Origin of the sequence: Phytohabitans rumicis (assembly GCF_011764445.1) — a bacterium.
Taxonomy (GTDB): domain Bacteria; phylum Actinomycetota; class Actinomycetes; order Mycobacteriales; family Micromonosporaceae; genus Phytohabitans; species Phytohabitans rumicis.
The window spans coordinates 6,749,071-6,768,811 of sequence record NZ_BLPG01000001.1 but is presented as its reverse complement, the minus strand read 5'-3'; the positions used below and the strand labels follow the sequence as shown (position 1 = coordinate 6,768,811).

The 19,741-nt window shown below is 70.7% G+C and carries 14 protein-coding genes and 3 pseudogenes; 5 read left to right on the top strand and 12 right to left on the bottom strand.

The window, feature by feature from the left end; translation table 11 throughout:
* Positions 1–5: 5 nt before the first annotated feature.
* Genes zwf through pgl form a run of 3 tightly spaced genes read left to right on the top strand, consistent with a single transcriptional unit; the run spans position 6 to position 3,287 of the window.
* Positions 6–1,523: a glucose-6-phosphate dehydrogenase gene (gene zwf / locus Prum_RS30805; protein ID WP_173079656.1), complete on the top strand. Its 1,518-nt coding sequence runs from the start codon at positions 6–8 to the stop codon at positions 1,521–1,523.
* Entirely contained in the window at positions 1,520–2,524 is a 1,005-nt protein-coding gene (locus Prum_RS30800; RefSeq protein WP_173079655.1) for a glucose-6-phosphate dehydrogenase assembly protein OpcA, read from the top strand. The genes zwf and Prum_RS30800 overlap by 4 nt, the downstream gene beginning before the upstream one ends.
* Complete coding sequence (gene pgl, locus Prum_RS30795; RefSeq protein ID WP_173079654.1) at positions 2,517–3,287, top strand: 6-phosphogluconolactonase; 771 nt, start codon at positions 2,517–2,519, stop codon at positions 3,285–3,287. The genes Prum_RS30800 and pgl overlap by 8 nt, the downstream gene beginning before the upstream one ends.
* A 106-nt stretch (positions 3,288–3,393) precedes the next feature.
* On the opposite strand, the gene Prum_RS30790 is transcribed toward pgl, so the two are convergent.
* From Prum_RS30790 to uvrA, 11 genes and pseudogenes are all read right to left on the bottom strand, one after another.
* The gene (locus Prum_RS30790; RefSeq protein WP_173079653.1) at positions 3,394–3,738 is read right to left on the bottom strand and encodes an RNA polymerase-binding protein RbpA; all 345 of its coding nucleotides are present in this window, start codon (positions 3,736–3,738) and stop codon (positions 3,394–3,396) included.
* A gap of 99 nt (positions 3,739–3,837) precedes the next feature.
* Entirely contained in the window at positions 3,838–4,092 is a 255-nt protein-coding gene (gene secG, locus Prum_RS30785) for a preprotein translocase subunit SecG (RefSeq protein ID WP_173079652.1), read from the bottom strand.
* Positions 4,093–4,273: 181 nt separating this feature from the next.
* Entirely contained in the window at positions 4,274–5,065 is a 792-nt protein-coding gene (gene tpiA / locus Prum_RS30780) for a triose-phosphate isomerase (protein ID WP_173079651.1), read from the bottom strand.
* Positions 5,065–6,257, bottom strand: a pseudogene (locus tag Prum_RS30775) (phosphoglycerate kinase). Before Prum_RS30775 ends, tpiA begins: the two are co-directional and overlap by 1 nt.
* Entirely contained in the window at positions 6,254–7,258 is a 1,005-nt protein-coding gene (gene gap, locus Prum_RS30770; RefSeq protein ID WP_173079650.1) for a type I glyceraldehyde-3-phosphate dehydrogenase, read from the bottom strand. Before gap ends, Prum_RS30775 begins: the two are co-directional and overlap by 4 nt.
* A gap of 359 nt (positions 7,259–7,617) precedes the next feature.
* A complete protein-coding gene (gene whiA / locus Prum_RS30765; RefSeq protein WP_173079649.1) occupies positions 7,618–8,598 on the bottom strand; it encodes a DNA-binding protein WhiA in 981 nt (326 codons plus the stop codon).
* A gap of 43 nt (positions 8,599–8,641) precedes the next feature.
* Positions 8,642–9,581 (bottom strand): annotated as a pseudogene (locus tag Prum_RS30760) (gluconeogenesis factor YvcK family protein).
* A 4-nt stretch (positions 9,582–9,585) separates the two neighbouring features.
* Positions 9,586–10,479, bottom strand: a complete 894-nt coding sequence (gene rapZ / locus Prum_RS30755; protein ID WP_173084333.1) for an RNase adapter RapZ — start codon at positions 10,477–10,479, stop codon at positions 9,586–9,588.
* 6 nt (positions 10,480–10,485) lie between these two features.
* Positions 10,486–12,399 carry an excinuclease ABC subunit UvrC gene (uvrC, locus tag Prum_RS30750; RefSeq protein ID WP_173079648.1) on the bottom strand — a complete coding sequence of 638 codons (1,914 nt, stop codon included), beginning with the start codon at positions 12,397–12,399 and terminating at the stop codon, positions 10,486–10,488.
* 49 nt (positions 12,400–12,448) lie between these two features.
* The gene (locus Prum_RS30745; protein WP_173079647.1) at positions 12,449–12,916 is read right to left on the bottom strand and encodes a Rieske (2Fe-2S) protein; all 468 of its coding nucleotides are present in this window, start codon (positions 12,914–12,916) and stop codon (positions 12,449–12,451) included.
* A 618-nt stretch (positions 12,917–13,534) separates the two neighbouring features.
* Positions 13,535–16,497, bottom strand: a pseudogene (gene uvrA, locus Prum_RS30740) (excinuclease ABC subunit UvrA); the annotation flags it as partial.
* A 202-nt stretch (positions 16,498–16,699) separates the two neighbouring features.
* On the opposite strand from uvrA, the gene Prum_RS30735 reads away from it, so the two are divergent.
* Positions 16,700–17,932, top strand: a complete 1,233-nt coding sequence (locus Prum_RS30735; RefSeq protein ID WP_173079646.1) for a bifunctional diguanylate cyclase/phosphodiesterase — start codon at positions 16,700–16,702, stop codon at positions 17,930–17,932.
* Here the strand turns inward: Prum_RS30735 and rsgA are convergent.
* Complete coding sequence (rsgA, locus tag Prum_RS30730) at positions 17,929–18,924, bottom strand: ribosome small subunit-dependent GTPase A (RefSeq protein WP_173079645.1); 996 nt, start codon at positions 18,922–18,924, stop codon at positions 17,929–17,931. The two genes, Prum_RS30735 and rsgA, sit on opposite strands and share 4 nt — an antisense overlap.
* Before the next feature lie 107 nt (positions 18,925–19,031).
* On the opposite strand from rsgA, the gene Prum_RS30725 reads away from it, so the two are divergent.
* Complete coding sequence (locus tag Prum_RS30725) at positions 19,032–19,739, top strand: maleylpyruvate isomerase family mycothiol-dependent enzyme (RefSeq protein ID WP_173079644.1); 708 nt, start codon at positions 19,032–19,034, stop codon at positions 19,737–19,739.
* The last annotated feature ends 2 nt before the right edge of the window (positions 19,740–19,741 follow it).

Here is a 19,741-nt window from a genome sequence, read left to right as displayed (position 1 = left end):
TAGCCGTGGGTAACCCGTTGCGCGATCCCCAGGACCGCCGGCTGCCACGGATCCCCGAGCCATGCGCTCTGGTGATCTTCGGGGTGACCGGCGACCTGGCTCGCAAGAAGCTTCTCCCCGCCGTGTACGACCTGGCCAACCGCGGCCTGCTGCCACCCGGCTTCGTGGTGGTCGGCTTCGCCCGCCGCGACTGGGATCACGGCACCTTCGAGCAGGTGGCGTACGAGGCGGCCAAGACGCACTCCCGTACCCCGTGGCGCGAGGAGGTCTGGGCCCGGCTGACCGGAAACATGAAGTTCGTCGGCGGCGCGTTCGACGACGACGCGGCCTTCGACCGGCTCAACGACACGCTGAACGAGCTGCGCGACACGCATGGCATCGCCGGCAACGCGGCGTTCTACTTCTCCATCCCGCCGCAGGCGTTCCCGACCGTGCTCAAGCAGCTCGCCCGCACCGGCATGGCCGACAACGAGAAGTGCGGCGGCTGGCGGCGGGTGGTCGTGGAAAAGCCGTTCGGCACCGACCTCGGCTCGGCCAAGGAGCTCAACGACCTGGTCGACGACGTCTTCACCGGCCAGGACGTGTTCCGCATCGACCACTACCTGGGCAAGGAGACGGTGCAGAACATCATGGCTCTGCGCTTCGCCAACTCCCTGTTCGAGCCGGTGTGGAACTCCAAGTACGTCGACTCGGTGCAGATCACCATGGCCGAAGACGTCGGCATCGGCACCCGGGCCGGCTTCTACGACGCCACCGGCACCGCCCGCGACGTGTTCCAGAACCACCTGCTCCAGCTCCTCGCCCTGGTCGCGATGGAGGAGCCGACGAGCTTCGACGCCGCGGAGATCCGCGCCGAAAAGCTCAAGGTCCTGCGGGCCATCAGCCTCCCCAAGGACATCAACGCGGGTACGGTCCGCGGCCAGTACCTGCAGGGCTGGGTGGCCGGCGAGCGCGCCAAGGGATACCTCGACGAGGACGGCGTGCCGTCCGACTCGAACACCGAGACGTACGTGGCCGTGCGGCTCGGCATCCAGAACAGGCGCTGGGCCGGCGTGCCGTTCTACATCCGGGCCGGCAAGCGGCTGCCGCGCCGGGTCACCGAGGTGGCGGTGCTCTTCAAGAAGGCGCCGCACCTGCCGTTCAACCCGGCCGACGTCGAGGCGCTCGGCGAAAACCAGCTCGTCATCCGGGTCCAGCCGGAGGAGGGCGTGGTGCTCAAGTTCGGCTCCAAGGTGCCCGGCACCACAATGGAGCTGCGCGACATCGCGATGGACTTCCAGTACGGCGAGGCGTTCACCGAGCAGAGCCCCGAGGCGTACGAGCGGCTCGTGCTCGACGTCCTCATCGGCGACCGCACGCTCTTCCCCGACGCCGCCGAGGTCGAGCAGAGCTGGAATGTGGTCGACCCGCTGGAAGAGGCATGGATCGGCACCAAGCCGGAGCAGTACCGGTCCGGCGAGTGGGGGCCGCGCGCGGCCGACGAGATGCTGGCCCGCGAGGGCCGCCACTGGAGGCGGGCATGATCGGCTTGTGGGACACGACCGGTAACGAGGTCGTCAAGGCGCTGTCCGCGGAGCGGCGCAGCGCGGGCGGCGTCGCCAGCGGCATGGCGCTCTCGCTCATCGTCGTGGTCGACGAGAAGCGGGTACGCGAGGCGGAGGCGGCGGCCACCATAGCGTCGGCCGCCCACCCGTGCCGGCTGCTGATGGTGGTGCGCTCCGACTTCGAGCGCCCCAACAACCGGCTCGACGCCGAGATCGTCGTCGGTGGCCGGCTCGGCCCGTGCGAGGCCGTGGTCATGCGGATGTACGGCCGGCTCGCGCTGCACGCCGAGTCGGTGGTCATGCCGCTGCTGGTGCCCGACGTACCGGTGGTGACCTGGTGGCACGGCGAGCCGCCGGAGCTGATCGCCAACGACTACCTCGGCGTGGTTGCCGACCGGCGGATCACCGACAGCGCGCAGACCAGCGACCGGATCGCGACGCTGCGGCAGCGGGCCACCGACTACGCACCCGGCGACACCGACCTCGCCTGGACCCGGATCACCCCGTGGCGCACGCTCGTGGCGGGCGCCTTCGACACGCTGGAGACCCAGGTCGTCGGCGGCACGATCGTGGCACCCGCGTCCGACCCGACGGCGGCCCTGATGAGCGGGTGGCTCACCGCCCGGCTCGGCATCCGCCCGCGGCTGGAGGCGACCTCGGACTTCCCGCGGATGCGCTCGGTCACCCTGGAGTGCGCCGGCGGCGAGGTGATCACGCTGACCCGCGAGGACAGCATGGCCACGTTCAGCCGTACCGGCCACGCCGACCGCAGCCTCCCGCTCGTACGCCGCCCCACCGGCGAGGAACTGGCCGAGGAGCTGCGCCGGCTCGACTCCGACAACATCTACGGCGACGCGCTGGGCGCGTTCGCGGGCGTGTCCGGCCTGGACAGCCGGCCGCCGAAGCGGGTGCACATCTGGAAGGACCCGGTGGCCTCCTACGCCTCACCCTCGACGCCGGCAGTGGCCGTCGATGCCTGAGACGAACGTTGTCGTCCACTCGGACGCGTCCGTACTCGCCCAGGCGGTCGCCGCGCGGCTCATCGTCAAGCTCATCGACGCTCAGGCCGCACGCGGCTTCGCCGGCGTGGTGCTGACCGGCGGGCGGGTGGCGGCCGCGGTCTACCGGGCCGTACGCGACCTGCCCGCCCGGGACGCGGTGGACTGGTCCCGGGTCGACGTCTGGTGGGGCGACGAACGCTTCCTGCCCGCCGGCGACCCGGACCGCAACGAGACCCAGGCCCGCGAGGCCCTGCTCGACGCACTGCCGCTCGACCCGGCGCGGATCCACGCCATGCCGGCCTCGGACGGCCCGGACGGATCCGACCCCGAGGCGGCGGCCGCCCGGTACGCCCGGGAACTCGCCGCCTCGGCCCGCCCCGGCACGGCGGCGCTGCCCCACTTCGACGTACTGATGCTGGGCGTCGGCGAGGACGGGCACGTGGCGTCGGTCTTCCCCGAGCACCCGGTGGCGTACGAGACCCGGCCGGTCAGCGCCGTACGCGGCAGCCCCAAGCCGCCGCCTATCCGGATCACGCTGACCATCCCCACCATCAACACGGCCGAGGAGGTCTGGCTGGTCGCCGCCGGCCCCGACAAGGCCGGCGCGGTGGGCATGGCCATGGCCGGCGCAGGCCCCGTACAGGTCCCCGCGGCGGGCGTGTCCGGCGTGGAGCGCACCCAATGGCTCCTGGACCGCGCCGCCGCCTCCGAGGTAGCCCCGAAGCTCCGCAGCCTCCGCTAGCCCCGCTGCGCCCGCCCCGCCTGACCCTGTTGATCAGGGAGTGGCTCTGGCGTGTTGCGGCGCGTCGAGGGAGCTAGTCCCTGATCAACACGCTAGGCCGGGTGGGTTAGAGCTCGCCCCGGCGGCGGCGGAGGGCGGCCAGCGCCTCGGCGAGCAGGGCTTCGCCGTCGGCTTCGCTGCGCCGCTCCTTCACGTACGCCAAGTGGGACTTGTACGGCTCGGCGCGCGACGGGCCGGGCGGGTTGTGCTCATCAAGGCCGGCGGGCTGGCCGCAGCGGGGACAGTCCCAGGTCGCCGGCGGCGGCACGTCTGCCGCGAGCGAGACCTCGACGGTGTGGCCCTTGGCGCACCAGTACGTCACGGGGCGGCGTGGGGCGGGGTCGCACCGCTCGACCGGCCGCATGGGACCGGAGCCGACGCGGGTGCCGCGGATAGCACTGCCATGTGGCACGGCTCTTAGCTCCTGTCGTCGAGTGAGGGTTCGACGTCGCGATGGGGAACCTGAACGTGGACCGCGCAGAGTCTATGACTAGATACGGTGCGAAAGGCCCTAAGAGTTCATCGCGAGTTTGAGCCAAAGGCCCAGGCCGACAATGCAGGCAAACCAGACAATGCCCACGAGAATGGTGTACCGGTCGAGGTTCTTCTCCGCGACCGACGAGCCAGCGAGGCTGGTGCTGACGCCACCGCCGAACATGCTGGACAGGCCACCACCCTTGCCCCGGTGCAGGAGGATCAGGAGCATCAGCAGGAAGCTGGTGACAACCAGCAACCCGATCAACGTGTATGCGAACGCGATCGGCATGGCGACGGTTAATCCTCTCGATGAGCGGGCGAACCAAGGATAGCCGCCCCGCTCCGGACAGGCACGCCCGCCTCCCGCCCCTGGCGTCGATCATGGACTTCTACGTCGATCAAGGGCGAACGGTCGTGGATTGGAGATCAATCCACGACCGTTCGCCCTTGATCGACGAGCTAAGGAAGGACTAGCGGGCTATGTGGTCCGGGAAGCGGCAGATCTGGACCCATTCCTCGGCGTCGATGCTGGCACCGCCGACCAGGGCCCCGTCCACGTCTTGCTGGGCCATGAGGCTCGCGACGCTCGTCGCCTTGACCGAGCCGCCGTACAGGATACGGGTGCGCTCGGCCGTGGTGGCGCCGAACGCCTCACCCAGCCGGGCCCGGATCGCGCCGCACACCTCCTGCGCGTCCTCCGGCGTCGCGGTCTTGCCGGTGCCGATCGCCCACACCGGCTCGTACGCGACGACGACCCGCTCCACCTGCGCCGCCGTCAACCCGTCGAGGGCGGCGTCGAGCTGTGCGATGACGTGCGGGACGTGCTCGCCGGCCTCACGGACCTCCAGGCCCTCGCCGATGCACAGGATCGGCGCCAGCTCGTACGTCAGCGCCGCCTTCACCTTGCTGTTGACCAGCGCGTCGTCCTCGTGGTGGTACTGCCGGCGCTCGGAGTGGCCGACCACGACGTACTGGCAGCCCAGCTTGGCGAGCATCAGCCCGGAGATCTCCCCGGTGTACGCGCCCTTGGCGTGCGGGGACAGGTCCTGCGCCCCGTACCCGATCAGCAACTTGTCGCCGTCGACCAACGTCTGCACGGTGCGCAGGTTGGTGAACGACGGCAGCACGACCACCTCGACGTCGGTGAGCTGCTGCTCGTTGAGGCTCGCCGCGATCTTCTGCACCAGGAGGTTGGCCTCCAGGTGGTTGAGGTTCATCTTCCAGTTGCCGGCCATGAGGGGCCGGCGAGCCACCGCTGCCATCAGTGCTCCAACGCCGCGATGCCGGGGAGAGTCTTGCCCTCCAGGTACTCCAGCGAGGCTCCCCCACCGGTCGAGATGTGGCCGAAGGCCGACTCGTCGAGGCCGAGCGCGCGTACGGCCGCGGCCGAGTCGCCGCCGCCCACCACGGTGAAGCCGTCGACCTTGGTGATCGCCTCGGCCACACCCCGGGTGCCGGACGCGAACGGCGCCAGCTCGAACACGCCCATCGGGCCGTTCCAGAACACCGTCTTCGCGGGCCCGAGGGCCTCGGCGAACAGTGCGACGCTCTCCGGGCCGATGTCGAGCCCCAGCCGGTCGGCGGGGATCGCGTCCGCGGGCACCACGTCCCACGAAGCGTCGGCCGCGAACGACGTCGCCGCCGCCACGTCGACCGGCAGCACGATCCGCCCGGCGGCCCGGGACAGCAGGTCGCGGCAGGTGTCGACCATCTCGGCCTCGAGCAGCGACTTACCCACCTCGTGGCCCTGGGCCTTGAGGAACGTGAAGCACATGCCGCCGCCGACGAGCAGCTTGTCCACCTTGGGCAGCAGCGCCTCGATCACCGCGAGCTTGTCGGAGACCTTCGACCCGCCGAGCACCACGATGTACTGCCGCTCGGGCTGGCCGGTCAGCTTGGCCAGGACTTCGACCTCGCGCAGCACCAGGCCGCCGGCGAAGTGCGGCAGCCGCGCGGGTACGTCGTACACGCTGGCGTGCTTGCGGTGGACGGCGCCGAAGGCATCGTCCACATATGCCTCGGCGAGCCCGGCCAACTCGTCCGCGAACGCCCCGCGTACCGCGTCGTCCTTGCTGGTCTCGCCCGGGTTGAAGCGCAGGTTTTCCAAGAGCGCGACATCGCCGGACGCGAGGCCCGCGACCGTCGCGCGGGCCGACTCGCCGACCGTGTCGTTCGCGAACGCGATCGGCTTGCCGAGCAGCTCACCAAGCCGCCCGGCGACGGACGCGAGCGTGTACTTGGGGTCGGGCACGCCCTTGGGACGGCCCAGGTGGGACACGACGATGACCCGCGCGCCCGCGTCGCTCAGCGACCGGATCGTGGGCAGGACCGCACGAATGCGCCCGTCGTCGGTGATGACGCCGTCTTGCAGGGGACGTTGAGGTCGGCGCGCACGAGCACGCGCCGACCTTCCACACCCTCGGCGAGCAGGTCGTCGAGAGTCTTGATCGTCACAGCGAAGAACCCACCAGCTTGACGAGGTCCGCGAGACGGTTCGAGTAGCCCCACTCGTTGTCGTACCAGCCGACGACCTTGACCTGGTCACCGATCACCTTGGTGAGGCCGGCGTCGAAGATGCACGAGGCCGGGTCGGTGACGATGTCGGAGGACACGATCTCGTCCTCGGTGTACGTCAGGATGCCCTTGAGCGGGCCCTCCGCGGCGGCCTTCAGCGCGGCGTTGACCTCCTCGACCGAGACCTCGCGGCCCAGGGTCACGGTCAGGTCGGTCGCCGAGCCGGTCGGGATCGGCACCCGCAGCGCGTACCCGTCGAGCTTGCCCTTCAGCTCCGGCAGCACCAGGCTGATGGCCTTGGCGGCGCCGGTGGAGGTCGGCACGACGTTGAGCGCGGCGGCCCGGGCCCGGCGCAGGTCCTTGTGCGGGCCGTCCTGCAGGTTCTGGTCCTGCGTGTACGCGTGGATCGTGGTCATCAGGCCGCGCTCGATGGTGAACGAGTCGTGCAGCACCTTGGCCATCGGAGCGAGGCAGTTGGTGGTGCAGGAGGCGTTCGAGATGATCGTGTGCTGGGCCGGGTCGTACTTGTCGTGGTTGACGCCCATGACGATCGTCACGTCTTCGTTCTTCGCCGGCGCGGAGATGATGACCTTCTTCGCGCCCGCCTCGACGTGCGCCTTGGCCTTGCTCGCGTCGGTGAAGAAGCCGGTCGACTCGATCACCACGTCGGCGCCCAGGTCGGCCCACGGCAGCTTGGCCGGGTCGCGCTCGGCCAGCGCCTTGAACGTCTTGCCATTCACGGTGATCTCGTCACCGGTGGCCTTGACCTCGTAGGGCAGCCGGCCCAGAATGCTGTCGTACTTGAGCAAGTGGGCGAGCGTGGCGTTGTCGGTCAGGTCGTTCACGCCGACCAGTTCGATGTCGGCGCCGGACGCCAGCACCGCCCGGTAGAAGTTACGGCCGATCCGGCCGAAGCCGTTGATGCCAACCCGGATGGTCACTTGTCCATCTCCTCGCGTTGCAACTTGGGATCTTTTCGGCCTCGTCGCCGTGCTGTTCGACCTTATCCGAGTTGCGGTTTTGGATCCGGGCCGGGGGTGCCCGGCGGAGCCCGTCAGGCTTGATGTCTCCGCCGGTCACCCCCGGCCCGGATCCCGACCTGGTCCAGCGAGGAGTGCTGGTAACGGCTTGCACAGTTACGCCGAACCATGGGTCACCCTGTGCTTCCAGGTGACTCCCGAGCCGTAACTCTCCCTGCGGACGGTGCCCACGTCAGGTTTTGGGGGCAGGAGTGACCTGCGAAGACATCAAGCCTGACGGGCTTCGCAGGGCACTCCTGCCCCCAAAACCCCACAGTGACCTACCCCACCAACATCTCAGGCGTAACAGCCGCCTCAGTGTCAGGAATGCCCAAATCACGAGCCCGCTTGTCAGCAAGCGCCAGAAGCCGCCGAATCCGACCAGCGATCGCGTCCTTCGTGAGAGGCGGATCCGCGAGAGCGCCTAGTTCCTCGAGCGACGCCTGGCGGTGCTCCAGGCGGAGCTGGCCGGCCGACGTGAGGTGGTTGGGCGCCTCCTCGGCGAGGATTTCCAGCGCGCGGGTCACCCGGGCCGCCGCCGCCACGGCTGCCCGGGCGCTGCGCCGCAGATTGGCGTCGTCGAAGTTCGCCAGCCGGTTGGCCGTGGCACGCACCTCACGACGTACCCGACGCTCCTCCCACGCGAGAACGCTGGAGTGCGCGCCGATGCGGGTGAGCAGCGCGGCGATCGCGTCGCCGTCCTTGACCACGACCCGGTCGACCCCGCGGACCTCGCGCTGCTTGGCGCTGACGCCGATCCGGCGCGCGGCGCCGACCAGCGCGAGCGCCGACTCCGGGCCCGGGCTGGTGATCTCCAACGCGCACGAGCGGCCCGGCTCGGTCAGCGAGCCGTGCGCCATGAACGCGCCCCGCCACGCGGATACCGCGCAGCAGACGCCGGCCGACACCACGTGCGGTGGGAGCCCGCGCACCGGACGGCCGCGCACGTCGAGCAGCCCGGTCTGGCGGGCCAGGGCCTCGCCGTCCTTGACCACCCGCACGATGTAGTGGCTGCCCTTGCGCAGCCCGCCGGACGCGAGCACGTGAATCTCGCTCGGGTAGCCGTAGACCTCCGCGACCTCGCGCCGCAGCCGCCGGGCGACCGCGCCCGTGTCGAGCTCGGCCTCGACCACGACCCGACCGGAGACGATGTGCAGCCCGCCGGCGAACCGCAGGAGCGCGGCCATCTCCGATCGGCGGCAACACGGCTTCGGCACGTCGACCCGGCTCAGCTCGTCTTTGACCGCCCCGGTCATAGCCATCTTGTTGTCATCTCCTGGACAGTTTCGGGTGCTTCAGTTGGGTCTAACGACCGGCGCCCAAGACAGGCACCAGTGCGGCGCCGAGCGCCGCCGGATCGTGCCGAGCGCTGCCATCCGCCATCGCGACCGGGGCGAGGGCGAGCCGCGCACCCAGCGATTCTGCCGCATGCCGGACCGGTTCGGGGTCGCCTACGGCCTTCTCGTCCGCGATGACCGTGTCGACTTTTAGCTCCGGCAGGTACCACCGCAGGGCCGCCAGGTGGCCGGCCAGCGACAGTCCGAGGGTCTCCTTCTCCTCCGCCAGGTTGAGGGTCACCAGGCGGCGAGCCGGGCTGGCCACGATCGCGGCGGCCAGGTCGGGCATGAGCAGGTGCGGGATCACGCTCGTGTACCAGCTACCCGGTCCGAAGATCAACCAATCGGCCTCGGCCACCGCCGCGAGGGCCTCCGGGCAGGCCGGCTGCTCCTCGGGGGTGACGCGCACGGACAACACGCGGCCCCGGGTCACCGCGACCGCGTGCTGTCCGCGGACCGTCAAAACATCATCGGGTACGGAGGGGTCGGCCCCTGCACCTCGGCCTCGATGCCCAGCGGCTGGCACGACATCGGCAGTACCCGCCCGGCGGCGCCGACCATGGCGGCGGCGTGGTCGAGCGCGGCCACCGGGTCGCCGAGCAACTCCATCAGGCCCAGCAGCACCAGGTTGCCCACGGTGTGCCCGGTCAGCGGGCCTGGCGGCCGGAAGCGGTGCTGGAGCAGGTCCGTCCGCATGGCCGCGTCCGGCGCCGCCAGCGCGGCGAGCGCTTGGCGCAGGTCACCGGGCGGGAGCGCCCCGCGCTCGGCCCGCAGCCGGCCGCTGGACCCGCCGTCGTCCCCCACGGTCACGACGGCGGTGATGTCGAGGTCCAGCGCCCCGCGGCTGCGCCGCAGCGCCCGTAGCGACGCCCCGAGCCCGTGCCCTCCCCGAAGGCGACGACCCTCACGAATTTACTCCCGCCCCAGGTCGCGGTGCTGGGCGTTGGCGGACAGCCGGACCTGGCGCAACCGGTCGGCGAGCTCCTCGGCGATCGCGACGCTGCGGTGCTTGCCGCCGGTGCAGCCCACCGCCACGGTCAGGTACCGCTTGCCCTCGCGCTCGAAGCCGCTGGCCGTCGAGTTGATCAGCTGGGCGTATGTCTCCACGAACGCCGTCGCCCCGGGCTGGCCGAGCACGTACTGGCTGACCCCCTCTTCCCGCCCGGTGTGCTCGCGCAACTCGGGCACCCAGTACGGGTTGGGCAGGAACCGGGCGTCCAGCACGAAGTCGGCGTCCTGCGGCAGGCCGTACTTGAAGCCGAACGACAGCACGGTGACCCGCAGCCGGCGGGCGTCCTCGCCGCCGAAGAGCTCCTCGACCCGGCGCCGGAGCTGGTTCACGTTCAGGTGACTCGTATCAATGATCACGTCGGCGTGGTCGCGGGCCTCGTCGAGCAGCTTGCGCTCGGCGGCGATGCCGTCGGCGAGCCGGCCGTCGCCCTGCAGGGGGTGCGAGCGCCGGACGCTCTCGAAGCGCCGGATCAGCACCTCGTCGTCGGCGTCCACAAAGACCACGCGCGGCTGGAAACCGCGCTCCTTCAGCGCCCGGATCGCGCCCACCAGGTCGGTGGAGAACGCCCGGCTGCGCACGTCCAGCACCATCGCGGTGTGCTGGGCCGCGCCGCCGGCCTTCTGCGCCAGCTCGGCCATGTCGAGCATCAGCGCCTGTGGCAGGTTGTCGACCACGTAGAAGCCGACGTTTTCCAGGGCACGCGCGACAGTGCTGCGCCCGCCGCCGGAGAGGCCAGTGACGACCACCAGCTCGGTTTGATCGTCCGACTGCCGGACATCGTCGTCGTGCACCAGAGAATCCTAGGGGGTCGCGTTCAAGGCTTCCACGATGGCCTCGGCGGTGCGCCGGCCGATGCCCGGCACCTCGGTGATCTCGTCGACGCCGGCCGACGCGAGCCGCTTGAGCGACCCGAAGTGCCGCAGCAACGCCTTGCGCCGCACCTCACCCAGGCCCGGGATCGCGTCCAGGCTCGACGCGGTCATCCGCTTCGACCGCCGCTCCCGGTGGAACGCGATCGCGAAACGGTGCGCCTCGTCGCGCAGGCGCTGCAGCAGATACAACCCTTCCGAGGTACGCGACATGATCACCGGGAAGTCTTCGCCCGGTTGCCACACCTCTTCCAGCCGCTTGGCCAGGCCGCACAGCGCGACGTCGTCGATCCCCAGGTCGGCCAGGACCGCGGCCGCGGCGTTCACCTGCGGCTGGCCGCCGTCGACGACGACCAACTGCGGCGGGTACGCGAACTTGCGCGGCTTTCCGGTGGTCGGATCGATGCCGGGGGTGTCCGTCTCCACGGTGTCCAGCTCACCGCTCTCCGCCCGCGCCTCCAGATAGCGGGCGAACCGGCGCCGCAGCACCTCGGACAGCGCCGACAGATCGTCCGTCGCGCCGCGCACCGCGAACCGGCGGTATTCGCTCTTGCGTGGCAGCGCGTCCTCGAACACGACCATGCTGGCGACCACGTCGGTGCCCTGAATCTGGGAGACGTCGTAGCACTCGATCCGCAGTGGTGCGGTGCCCAGCCCCAGCGCCTCGCCGATCTCCTCCAGGGCCTTGCTGCGCATGGTCAGGTCGCCCGAACGGCGCAGCTTGTGCCGGGTCAGCGACTCGGCAGCGTTGCGCGCCACGGTCTCCAGCAACGCCTTCTTGTCGCCCCGCTGCGGCACCCGCAGCTGCACCCGGCTCCCCCGGTGCTGGCTCAGCCAGTCGGCCAGCGCGTCGGCGTCCGGCGGCAGCGCGGGCACCAGCAGCTCCCGCGGCACGTCACCCTCGCCCTCCTCGCCGCCGTAGACCTGGCTGCAGAAGTGGTGGACCAGATCGCCGGTGGTCAGATCCTCGACCTTCTCCACGACCCAGCCGCGCTGGCCGCGCACCCGCCCGCCACGTACGTGGAAGACCTGCACCGCGGCCTCCAGCGGATCTTCGGCGAACGCCACCACGTCGGCGTCCGTGCCGTCCCCGAACACCACGGCCTGCTTCTCCAGCGCCCGCCGCAGCGCCACCACGTCGTCCCGCAGCCGCGCCGCCCGCTCGAACTCCAGCTGCTCCGACGCGGCCAGCATCTCCTTTTCCAGCCGCCTGACCATGCCGTCCGTGCGCCCGGCCATGAAGTCGCAGAAGTCCTCGACGATCGCCCGGTGCTCATCCGCCGTCACCCGGCCCACGCACGGCGCCGAACACTTGCCGATGTCGCCCAGCAGGCACGGCCGGCCGATCTGCCCGGCCCGCTTGAACACCCCGGAAGAACAGGTCCGCGCCGGGAAGACCCGCAACAGCAGGTCCAGCGTCTCGCGGATCGCCCACGCATGCGAGTACGGCCCGAAGTAGCGCACGCCCTTGCGCTTGGCGCCCCGCATCACCTGCAGCCGGGGATACTCCTCGTCGAGCGTGACGGCCAGATACGGGTACGACTTGTCGTCGCGGTATTTGACGTTGAACCGCGGGTCGTACTCCTTGATCCAGGAGTATTCGAGCTGGAGCGCCTCCACCTCGCTGCCGACCGTGACCCAGTCGACGGCCGCGGCCGTGGTGACCATCTGCTGCGTGCGCTGGTGCAGATGCCAGAGATCCCCGAAGTACGAATTGAGCCGGCTGCGCAGGCTCTTCGCCTTGCCGACATAGATGACCCGGCCGCTGGGATCGCGGAACCGATAGACCCCTGGCGCGTCAGGAATTGTGCCCGGCGCGGGACGGTAGGTCGAGGGGTCAGCCACGCGAAAAGCCTAGCCCCCACGCCGGACATTCCTGCCGCTCGCGCAGGGCCTAGGCGAGGGTGATGCTGTCGCCGTCCACCTTGATCTCGCGCTCGGTCAGCGGCTTCGTCGCCGGGCCGCCCTTCACCGAACCGTCCTCGATGGAGAACTTACTGCCGTGACAGTTGCAGTTGATGGTGCCGCCTTCGACGGCGGTCACCGGGCAGCCCTGGTGCGTGCACGTCGAGCTGAAACACTTGAACTCGCCCTGAGTGGGCTGGGTGACCACCACGCTCTGCGCCGCCAGAATGATGCCGCCCTCGACCGGGACCTTGCTGGTCTGGGTGAGCGCGCCGGAACTCCCGCCCGCGGCGGCGGTGCTCCCGCCGGTCGTCTGGGCACTGCCGGTGGGGGTGTCCTCGTCAGGGTCGGTGCCGCACGCCGCCAAGACGGCGGTGGCGCTGATCGCCCCCGCACCCGCCAGCAGCGCCCGGCGGGTTGTGATGCCCGACTCCGTCACCACCTGTTCCTCGCTCATGCCTCACCCTTCCTCTGGAACCCACCGCGATCGGATCGACCACGGCCACGCCAGTACACACGGGAACCCCTCATTCCGGTTCACTCTGACGGCGAGTCCCAGCCCCACCCCCCACGTTCCCGCACGCCCCCGCGTCGCTCCCCCGCGACGCTTGATCATGAAGTTATCTGCCGAGGGAGCGCTCCCCCTTGCCGCTAACTTCATGATCACCACAGCGATTAAGGGAATACGCCGCACGGACACCTCCACGCCGGACGCGAGCCTCGACCGGCCTCTACCCAGCCCCGATCAAGGACTTTGCCGTCGATCAAGGGCAAACGGTCGCGGTTTAGAGATCGAAGCACGGCCGTATGTCCTTGATCGACGGCAAAGTCCTTGATCGACGCAGCGGGCGGCGCCAGGCAGCAGCGACACAAGGACACAGCGGCGCAACGGGCAGCGCGAGGATGCGACGGTGCGCAGGCGGACGGCTCAGCCGCGGGGCTTTGCGGCGGTACGGCGGGCCGGTGCCGCCTTGGCCGCCTTCGCCGCGCCGGCCGCGGTCTTCGTCGAGCCGGCACCGGCCTTGGTCGCGCCAGCCGCGGTCCTGGTCGAGCTGGCCGCGGTCTTGGCCGAGCCGGCGGTCGACTTCTTGGTCGCCCGCGACGAGGAGGGAGCCGCAGCGCGAGAACCGTTCGCCTTGGCGGCGCGCCCCGTGGCCGCCTTTGCGCCGGTCGCCTGGCCGTCCAGGCCCAGTACGTGCCGCAGGAACTCGCCGGTCGCGCTGTCGGGCACCTCGGCGATCTCCTCGGGCGTACCGGTGGCGACCACCTCGCCGCCCTTGTGGCCGCCGTACGGGCCCATCTCGATCATCCAGTCGGCCGTCTTGATCACGTCGAGGTTGTGCTCGATCACGATCACCGTGTTGCCCTTGTCGACCAGGCTCTCCAGCACCCGCAGGAGCTTGCGGATGTCCTCGAAGTGCAGGCCGGTGGTGGGCTCGTCGAGCACGTACACCGTGCGGCCGGTGGAGCGCTTCTGCAGCTCGGAGGCGAGCTTGACGCGCTGCGCCTCGCCGCCGGACAGGGTCGGCGCCGGCTGGCCCAGCCGTACGTAGCCGAGGCCCACGTCGACCAGCGTCTTCAGGTGACGGTGGATCGCCGGGATCGGCTCGAAGAAGGTCGACGCCTCTTCGATCGGCATCTCCAGGATCTCGGAGATCGTACGTCCCTTGTAGTGCACCTCGAGCGTCTCGCGGTTGTAGCGGGCGCCCTTGCACACCTCGCACGGGACGTAGACGTCCGGCAGGAAGTTCATCTCGATCTTGATGGTGCCGTCGCCGGCGCAGTTTTCGCAGCGGCCGCCCTTCACGTTGAACGAGAACCGGCCCGGCCCGTACCCCCGCACCTTGGCCTCGGTGGTCTCCGCGAAGAGCTTCCGGATGTGATCGAAGACCCCGGTGTACGTCGCGGGGTTGGACCGGGGCGTACGCCCGATGGGTGACTGGTCGACCCCGACCACCTTGTCGACGTTGTCCATCCCCGTGATCCGGGTATGCCGGCCGGGCACCAGCCGGGCGCCGTTGATCTGGTTGGCCAGTACGGCGTACAGGATGTCGTTGACCAGCGTCGACTTGCCCGAGCCGGACACCCCGGTCACCGCGATGAGCTGCCCCAGCGGGAACGACACGGTCAGGTTCTTCAGGTTGTGCTCGCGCGCGCCCTGCACCACCAGCTCGCGCCCCGGGATCTGCATGCGCCGCATCCCCGGCGTCGGGATCGACCGGCGGCCGGACAGGTACGCCCCGGTCACCGACTCCTCGCTCGCCAGCAGCCCCTCGACCGACCCACTGTGCACGATCTTGCCGCCGTGCTCGCCCGCGCCCGGGCCGATGTCGACCACCCAGTCGGCGGTGCGGATGGTGTCTTCGTCGTGCTCGACCACGATCAGCGTGTTGCCCAGGTTTTTCAGCCGGACGAGCGTCTCGATCAACCGGTGGTTGTCGCGCTGGTGCAGGCCGATCGACGGCTCGTCCAACACGTACAGCACGCCGACCAGGCCGGAGCCGATCTGGGTGGCGAGCCGGATGCGCTGCGCCTCGCCGCCGGAGAGCGTGCCCGCCGCCCGGTCCAGCGACAGGTAGTCAAGCCCGACGTCGACCAGGAACCGCAGCCGCGCGTTGATCTCCTTGAGCACCCGCTCGGCGATCATCTTCTGCCGGTCGGTGAGCGTCATCGCGCCCAGCAGGTCGGCGCACTCCCCACCGACAGGTTGCAGACCTCGGCGATGCTGCGGCCGTCGATGGTGACCGCGAGCACCTCGGGCTTGAGCCGCGCGCCGCCGCACGAGGGGCAGGGCACGTCCCGCATGTATCCCTCGTACTTGTCGCGGGACCAGTCCGAGTCGGTGTCGGAGTGCCGCCGCTCGATCCACTGCACCACGCCCTCGAAGCCGGTGTAGTAGGACCGCTCCCGCCCGTACTTGTTGCGGTAGCGGACGTGCACCTGGTCCTCGGCGCCGTGCAGGATGGTCTTCTGCGCCCGCGAGGGCAGCGCCCGCCACGGGGTATCGAGGTCGAAGTGCTCCGCGTCGCCGAGCGCCTCCAGCAGCCGCAGGAAGTATTCCAACGTCGTGCCGCCGGACCACGGCTGGAGCGCGCCCTCGCGCAGCGTGCGCTCCGGGTCGGGCACGACCAGGTCGGGGTCGACCTCCTTCTTGGTGCCGAGGCCGGTGCACTCCACGCACGCGCCGTACGGCGAGTTGAACGAGAAGCTGCGCGGCTCCATCGCCTCGAAGGAGAGGTCGTCGTACGGGCAGGCCAGGTGCTCGGAGAAGGTGCGCTCGCGGTGCTCGTCGCCCTCCGGCAGGTCGACGAATTCGAGCACCACCACGCCGGCCGCCAGCCGCAGCGCGGTCTCCACCGAGTCGGTGAGCCGCTGCTTGGCGCTGGCCTTGACGGTGAGCCGGTCGACGACCACCTCGATGCTGTGCTTTTCCTGCTTCTTCAGCTTTGTGGGCTTCGCCCCGCCAACGAAGTCAGTCAGCGAGTGGACCACGCCGTCGACCCGGACCCGGGCAAAGCCCTTCGACTGGAGCTCGGCGAAGAGGTCGACGTACTCCCCCTTGCGCCCGCGCACGACCGGGGCGAGGACCTGGAAGCGGGTGCCCTCGTCCATGGCGAGCACCCGGTCGACGATCTGCTGCGGGGTCTGCCGGGAGATCGGCCGGCCGCACTTGGGGCAGTGCGGATCGCCGACCCGGGCGAAGAGGAGCCGGAGGTAGTCGTAGACCTCGGTGATCGTGCCGACCGTCGAGCGCGGGTTGCGCGAGGTCGACTTCTGGTCGATGGAGACCGCCGGGGACAGTCCCTCGATGAAGTCGACGTCCGGCTTGTCCATCTGCCCGAGGAACTGCCGGGCGTACGACGACAGCGACTCGACGTACCGCCGCTGGCCCTCCGCGAAGATCGTGTCGAACGCGAGGCTGGACTTGCCCGAGCCGGAGAGCCCGGTAAAAACGATCATCGCGTCTCGTGGCAGGTCGAGGTTGACGTCGCGCAGATTGTGCTCGCGCGCGCCTCGGATGATCAACCGATCTGCCACCTTTTGCCCCCGGGAGAAGACGTCCTCAGACTGCCGGCGCAACTCTAGACCCCCGGTATGACACTTTCCCCCGCCCCAACATTCCCGCAGCTCACGGCCGTCTCACCGGCATGGTTCAAGAAGGCAAATTCGGGCATCACTCCTATACCGGCCCGCAAGATTTCCACGTACGGTCGCGGGTGCGAAGCAAGGGGGGCAACACATGACAGGTGAGCTCAGCGCGACGGCACTCCGCGACCGGGTAGCGGCGCTACTCGACCACAGTCAGGGCGGGTTCGCCCTGGCCCGCTGCGGCGTGGAGAGCTATCACGAGATCACCTGCTCGCTCGGCCCGGGGACCGGCGCCGAGCTGCTCAGCCAGCTCGCCCGGCGGCTGTCCGCCCAGCTCAAGCCCGGTGAGGTCTGGGCCAGGTACGCCGACGGCACCTTCGCCGTCGTGCTTCCCGGCGCCGGCCCAGCCACCGTGCACCACCGCCTGGAAGACCTCGTGCGCGCCACCAGCGGCTGGGCCTCCGACGCGTACGCCCAGGTCACCGCCGGTGCGGCCGGCGCCGCCGAGGTGGCCTGCGCCGAGGACCTCTTCACCCGGGCCGACCTGGCGCTCGCCGAGGCCAGCCGGCGCGGCCCCGGCGCCGTGGCGCTCTTCGAGAAGCACCTGCTCACCGCCGCCCGGGCCCGCGTACGCCTGGACACCGACCTGCGGCGCGCCGTCGAGGCGGGCCGGCTGGGCGTGCACTACCAGCCCGTCGTGGCGCTGCGCGGCCGCCGGACCGTGGGCTACGAGGCGCTGGCCCGCTGGCTCGATCCGGTGCGCGGCTGGGTCTCCCCGACCGAGTTCATCCCGGCCGCGGAGCGCTCCGGCCTGATCGACGACGTGGGCATGGCCGTGTTGCGGACCGCCCTCGCCGACGGCCGCAAGCACGGCGGCCGGCAGGACTTCTGGCTGTCCGTCAACGTCAGCCCGCTCCAGCTCGACGACGAGGCGTTCGCGCGCCGGCTGATGGCCGTGATCAACCGCTTCGGCGTCGGCCCGAACCGGCTGCGGGTCGAGGTCACCGAGACCGCCCTGCTGGAGTCGGAGCGGGCGCGCACCCAGCTCGCCGAGGTGCGCCGCCAGGGCGTCCGGGTGCTGGTCGACGACTTCGGCACCGGCTACTCGTCGCTGGCCAGCCTTCGCCGCCTCCCGGTCGACGGCATCAAGATCGCACGGGAACTCCTCCACGACGCCGAGGGCGGCCCCGACGCCACGGTCGTCCGAGCCGTACAACTGCTCGCCGCCGGCGCCGGCGTCACGGAGGTCATCGCCGAGGGCGTCGAAAGTGCCGCCGAAGCCAAGGCGCTCGCGGGTCTGGCCGTACCCCTGGCTCAAGGTTTTCACCTCGGGCGGCCGGTGCCGGCGCAGCGGGCAATGCGCCGGTCGCACACCCCCGCCTAAGGCCGCAGTCGGGCCTCCCTGCGCCGTTTCTCGAACGCGTTCTCCCGCTGAAGCTTGCGCCAGCTCTCCAGGCGCCGCGGCGGCAGGTCGCCCGACTCCAGCGCCGCCCGCACCGCGCAGCCCGGCTCGTCGTCGTGCCGGCAGTCCGCGAACCGGCACGCCGCCGCCAGGTCGGCCACGTCCGCGAAGGCCCGGCCCAGGCCCTCCTCCGCGTCCAGGAGGCCGACCGCGCGCATGCCCGGCGTGTCGAGGACGGCACCACCGCCCGGTATCGGGATTAGCGCCCGATATGTGGTCGTATGCCGGCCCTTGCCGTCCGCCCGCCGGATCGCCTGAGTGCCCATTACGACGGTGCCGGCCAGCGCGTTCACCAGCGAGGACTTGCCCGCGCCGGACGGCCCGAGCAGCGCCAGCGTGCGCCCCGCCGCCACGAACGGCCGCAGCGCGGCCAGCCCGTCACCGCGCTGCGCGCTGACGGCCAAAACCTCCACACCAGGCGCGACGTGCGCCAGCCCCGCGACGACCGCGGCCGGATCCGCCGCGAGATCGCATTTTGTGAGTACGACGAGAGGTTGTGCACCGGATTCCCAGGTGAGTGCCAGAAGGCGCTCGATCCGGCCGGCGTCGGGCGACGGATGCATGGGCTCGACCACGGCGGCGGCGTCGAGGTTGGCCGCGAGGACCTGGCCCACCGAATCCTTGCCGGACGTACGGCGCACGATGGCGGTCCGGCGCGGCAGCACGGCCTCGATGGTGATCCGGTCGTCGGGCCAGACCCGCAGCGCCACCCAGTCGCCCGCGCAGGGCAGGTTGACCGGGTCCTTGGCGGCGGCCGACAGGATGGCACCGGCGAGGCTGGCGCGCACGGTGCCGTCGGCGGACAGCACCGTACAGACACCGCGGTCGACCCGGACGACGCGTCCGGGGCGATGGTCGTGATTGGGCATGGTGTAACTGGCGTCCCAGCCAAGGGACGCGAGATCTAACGTCATCGGAAACCCTTTGTGTTATCGGCTCTCTCGGGCCTTCGTTGACGCGTCTGTACCGAACGGTAGGGGCAAACCCGGCCAGGGGAAAGCCATTTCTGTAGTGTCGTGGTGTGACGGCTGATCCCCTTGTGCTCCTGCCCGAACTCGACCGCGCCACCGACCGCGTCCTGCGTTCGGCCGCCGCGCTCGACGACGCCGCCGTGGCCGGCCCCTCCCTGCTGCCCGGCTGGACCCGCGGACACGTGCTGACCCACATCGCGCGCAACGCCGACGCGTACGTCAACCTGCTGCGCTGGGCGCGGACCGGCGAGCGCACCCCCGCGTACGCCAGCGCCGAGGCCCGGAACGCCGACATCGAAGCCGGCGCCGCCCGCCCATCGGCGGCCCAGCTCGACGACCTGCGCACCGCGGTGGCCCGCTTCGCGTCGGCCGCCGCCGAGCTGCCCGCCCCGGCCTGGGCGGTCTCCGTCGAGAAGTCCGGCGGCCGTAAGGCGACCGCGGCCAAGCTCGTGTGGGACCGGCTGCGCGAGGTCGAGGTGCACCACGTGGACCTGGACGCCGGCTACACCCCGGCGGACTGGCCCGAGGCGTTCAGCCAGCACCTGCTCCGCGAGGTGGTCAACGACCTGGACTCCCCCGACCTGGTGCTGCGGCCGGACGGGCTGGGCCACGACCTGGTGATCGGCTCAGCCTCGGCCGCACCGGTCGTCACCGGCCCGGCGCACGCCATCGCTGCCTGGCTGGCCGGCCGGTCGCCGGGCAAGGACCTGCGGGTCACCCCCGACGGTCCACTCCCGACTCTCCCGGCCTGGATGTGACC

What these genes read in the sequence shown, in the direction of transcription:
- Prum_RS30735 (WP_173079646.1), top strand. Translation starts at nt 16,700, where the DNA reads ATGACAGGTGAGCTCAGCGCGACGGCACTCCGCGACCGGGTAGCGGCG.
- rsgA (WP_173079645.1), bottom strand. Translation starts at nt 18,924, where the DNA reads ATGACGTTAGATCTCGCGTCCCTTGGCTGGGACGCCAGTTACACCATG.
- Prum_RS30800 (WP_173079655.1), top strand. Translation starts at nt 1,520, where the DNA reads ATGATCGGCTTGTGGGACACGACCGGTAACGAGGTCGTCAAGGCGCTG.
- secG (WP_173079652.1), bottom strand. Translation starts at nt 4,092, where the DNA reads ATGCCGATCGCGTTCGCATACACGTTGATCGGGTTGCTGGTTGTCACC.
- Prum_RS30745 (WP_173079647.1), bottom strand. Translation starts at nt 12,916, where the DNA reads ATGAGCGAGGAACAGGTGGTGACGGAGTCGGGCATCACAACCCGCCGG.
- whiA (WP_173079649.1), bottom strand. Translation starts at nt 8,598, where the DNA reads ATGGCTATGACCGGGGCGGTCAAAGACGAGCTGAGCCGGGTCGACGTG.
- pgl (WP_173079654.1), top strand. Translation starts at nt 2,517, where the DNA reads ATGCCTGAGACGAACGTTGTCGTCCACTCGGACGCGTCCGTACTCGCC.
- tpiA (WP_173079651.1), bottom strand. Translation starts at nt 5,065, where the DNA reads ATGGCAGCGGTGGCTCGCCGGCCCCTCATGGCCGGCAACTGGAAGATG.